This window comes from Mesorhizobium sp. CAU 1741, assembly GCF_039839275.1.
In the GTDB taxonomy this organism is placed as follows: Bacteria; Pseudomonadota; Alphaproteobacteria; order Rhizobiales; family Rhizobiaceae; genus Aerobium.
This window is the reverse complement of the sequence record NZ_JBDOQP010000010.1, coordinates 2,501-6,562: the sequence shown is the minus strand read 5'-3', so window position 1 is coordinate 6,562 and position 4,062 is coordinate 2,501. Positions and strand designations below refer to the sequence as shown.

1 tRNA gene and 2 rRNA genes are annotated in these 4,062 nt (G+C 54.8%); all 3 read right to left on the bottom strand.

Annotated elements, in window-relative coordinates:
• Positions 1-158: 158 nt before the first annotated feature.
• A tRNA-Met gene (locus AAFN84_RS24715) sits at positions 159-235 on the bottom strand.
• A gap of 249 nt (positions 236-484) precedes the next feature.
• Positions 485-599 (bottom strand): 5S ribosomal RNA (gene rrf, locus AAFN84_RS24710).
• Positions 600-859: 260 nt separating this feature from the next.
• Positions 860-3,865, bottom strand: a 23S ribosomal RNA gene (locus tag AAFN84_RS24705).
• Positions 3,866-4,062 lie beyond the last annotated feature (197 nt).

Sequence of the window (4,062 nt, the reverse complement as noted above, 5' to 3'; positions counted from 1 at the left end):
CTTTTGGGTGTGGGTCCGTTTTTGATTGAGGCGATGATTTGACGGGTGTTGGGGTTTGGGCTCTGGTCAAGGTGCGCTGAAGAGGCAGCAGCTTCTTGAACGCAAAAAGCCTCCGCGGCGTTTGCCTTGGAGGTTATGATTGTCGCGATTGTATTGGTTGGTTGCGGGGGCAGGATTTGAACCTGCGACCTTCAGGTTATGAGCCTGACGAGCTACCGGGCTGCTCCACCCCGCGTCACCGATGTTTCGGGCATTTATTGCCCGGGAGCTTGTCAGGCTTGCCTGACGAGGTGAGGCTGATGAGCAATCGATCCGGTGGATCGATTGTCGGCCGGACGGGCTGCTCCACCCCGCGTCACCGTTTTTCGTAAGCGTTTGCTTACGTTTTGTGTTTGCATGCAAAAAGGGGCTTATGGCCCCTTTTGTATCCCGCTTTGTTTTGCGGGTTGATCGTATTGAGAATCGGGTTTGATGTGTTTTGCAGACCTGGCAGCGACTTACTCTCCCGCGTCTTGAGACGAAGTACCATCAGCGCTGGAGCGTTTCACGGCCGAGTTCGGAATGGGATCGGGTGCAGCCGCTCCGCCATGACCACCAGGTCGGCGAAACACATCAAACTGTACGAGAAGCTGGGTTGGACAGTGGGGAATGGGCAGTCGGCAGTCTATATGCCTTTTGCATGCTCCCTGCTGCTTTTGTCTTTTTTGCACCATTTCCGGTTGGCGATCAGGGCGAAGCCCTGCAAGGCCGACCGGCCGTCGCGCATTTTTGCGCGCCCTGTCGGAGGATAGCGGCGAAGCCGCGCTCATCCGTGAGGACGTGACAAAACTGAGCGAGAAGATGGATACGAGCAATGTGAATGATCAAGCCGATCGAGTTATTAGTACCGGTAAGCTTCATGCGTTGCCGCACTTCCACACCCGGCCTATCAACGTGGTCGTCTACCACGACTCTCAGGGAATACTCGTTTTCAGGTGGGTTTCCCGCTTAGATGCCTTCAGCGGTTATCCCGTCCGTATATAGCTACCCTGCTATGCGGCTGGCGCCACAACAGGTCCACCAGAGATACGTCCATCCCGGTCCTCTCGTACTAGGGACAGATCCTGTCAATATTCCTACACCCACGGCAGATAGGGACCGAACTGTCTCACGACGTTCTGAACCCAACTCACGTACCGCTTTAAATGGCGAACAGCCATACCCTTGGGACCTGCTCCAGCCCCAGGATGCGATGAGTCGACATCGAGGTGCCAAACAACCCCGTCGATATGGACTCTTGGGGGTCATCAGCCTGTTATCCCCGGCGTACCTTTTATCCGTTGAGCGATGGCCCTTCCACGCGGGACCACCGGATCACTATGACCGACTTTCGTCTCTGCTCGACTTGTCAGTCTCGCAGTCAGGCAGGCTTATGCCATTGCACTCAGCGAACGATTTCCGACCGTTCTGAGCCCACCATCGCGCGCCTCCGTTACTCTTTAGGAGGCGACCGCCCCAGTCAAACTACCCACCATACACTGTCCCGGACCCGGATGACGGGCCGCGGTTAGACATCCATGTAGATAAGGGTGGTATTTCAAGGGTGACTCCACCCGAGCTGGCGCCCGGGCTTCAAAGTCTACCACCTATCCTACACATGCCGACACGAATGCCAGTGTAAAGCTATAGTAAAGGTGCACGGGGTCTTTCCGTCTAACCGCAGGAACCCCGCATCTTCACGGGGAATTCAATTTCACTGAGCCTCTGCTGGAGACAGCGGGGAAGTCGTTACGCCATTCGTGCAGGTCGGAACTTACCCGACAAGGAATTTCGCTACCTTAGGACCGTTATAGTTACGGCCGCCGTTTACTGGGGCTTCGATTCAAAGCTTGCACCTCTCCTCTTAACCTTCCAGCACCGGGCAGGCGTCAGACCCTATACGTCGTCTTGCGACTTCGCAGAGCCCTGTGTTTTTGATAAACAGTCGCTACCCCCTGGTCTGTGTCACCTCACACCGGTTGCCCGATGCAAGGTCATGCTTATCCCGAAGTTACGCATGCAATTTGCCGAGTTCCTTCAGCAGAGTTCTCTCAAGCGCCTTGGTATTCTCTACCAGTCCACCTGTGTCGGTTTCGGGTACGGTCTATACGCGGGAGCTATTTCCTGGAACCGCTTCCCTGCCCAACCAATCCGATAAGGATGGACAAGCTACGCGATCCGTCACTACCCGCAGGCCCACGAATATTAACGTGGTTCCCATCGACTACGCCTTTCGGCCTCGCCTTAGGGGCCGGCTAACCCTGCTCAGATTAACTTTAAGCAGGAACCCTTGGACTTTCGGCGAGCGGGTCTCTCACCCGCTTTATCGTTACTCATGTCAGCATTCGCACTTCCGATACCTCCAGGAGTCCTCACGGATCTCCCTTCACTGGCTTACGGAACGCTCCGCTACCGCTTGCAGTAAACTGCAAACCCAAAGCTTCGGTGTATGGCTTGAGCCCCGTTACATTTTCGGCGCAAAGACCCTTACTTAGACCAGTGAGCTGTTACGCTTTCTTTAAATGATGGCTGCTTCTAAGCCAACATCCTGGTTGTTTTGGGATCCTCACATCCTTTCCCACTTAGCCATAACTTGGGGACCTTAGCTGTTGGTCAGGGTTGTTTCCCTTTCCACGACGGACGTTAGCACCCGCCGTGTGTCTGCCGACTAGTACTCCTCGGTATTCGGAGTTTGGTTAGGTTTGGTAATCCGGTGAGGACCCCTAGCCCATCCAGTGCTCTACCCCCGAGGGTATTCGGTCGACGCTCTACCTAAATAGATTTCGCGGAGAACCAGCTATTTCCGAGTTTGATTGGCCTTTCACCCCTAGCCACAAGTCATCCCGATCTATTGCAACAGATATGGGTTCGGCCCTCCAGTTGGTGTTACCCAACCTTCAGCCTGCTCATGGCTAGATCACTCGGTTTCGGGTCTAATGCAACGAACTGGACGCCCTATTAAGACTCGCTTTCGCTACGCCTCCACCTACCGGCTTAAGCTTGCTCGTTACACTAAGTCGCTGACCCATTATACAAAAGGTACGTGGTCACCATTTCAGGCTCCCACTGTTTGTAGGCAATCGGTTTCAGGTACTATTTCACTCCCCTTGTCGGGGTGCTTTTCACCTTTCCCTCACGGTACTAGTTCGCTATCGGTCATGCACGAGTACTTAGGCTTGGAGGGTGGTCCCCCCACGTTCAGACAGGATTTCACGTGTCCCGCCTTACTCAAGGATAATCATTCGCATTACGCATACGGGGCTGTCACCCACTATGGCCCGACTTTCCAGACGGTTCCGCTTGTCTCATGATTACCACTGGCCTGGTCCGCGTTCGCTCGCCACTACTTGCGGAGTCTCGGTTGATGTCCTTTCCTACGGGTACTTAGATGTTTCAGTTCCCCGCGTTCGCCACTTGACCCTATGTATTCAGGTCAAGTTACCTAATTGCGATCTCTAGAAATCATTTGGGTTCGCACTCACGGGCCGCATCGGTCGCTTTGCAACCGGGCCCTGCGTGGGCGCGGGCCACGAGGCCCGACGACCTAGCGGTCTAAAACCGCCAACTTTCACCGATCAGTACGGCCCCCACGAAGGCAAAGCCTTCGCAAGGCCGACCGGCCGTCGCGCATTTTTGCGCGCCCCATCCGGAGGATAGCGGCAAAGCCGCGCTCATCCGTGAGGACAAAACCAAAATGATTTCCTAGAGATCTTAGGTGGGTTTCCCCATTCGGAAATCGTCGGATCAAAGGGTATTCGCACCTCCCCGACGCTTATCGCAGCGTATCACGTCCTTCATCGCCTGTGCATGCCAAGGCATCCACCAATTGCCCTTAAGACACTTGATCATTCACATTGCCAATATCCATCTCTTTTGGCTCCAGGACGCCTCCTTGCGGAAAGCACCAGGACCCAACTTCAATGCATTGGACTTAAAAAGACCAGCTTCTCGAGATCTGTCCGATGGCGCGGTTAGGCAACCAATCAGGTGCGCGAGATTGAGCGTCTCACGCGACGGACCATCATCATCAACGCCCAGCCGATT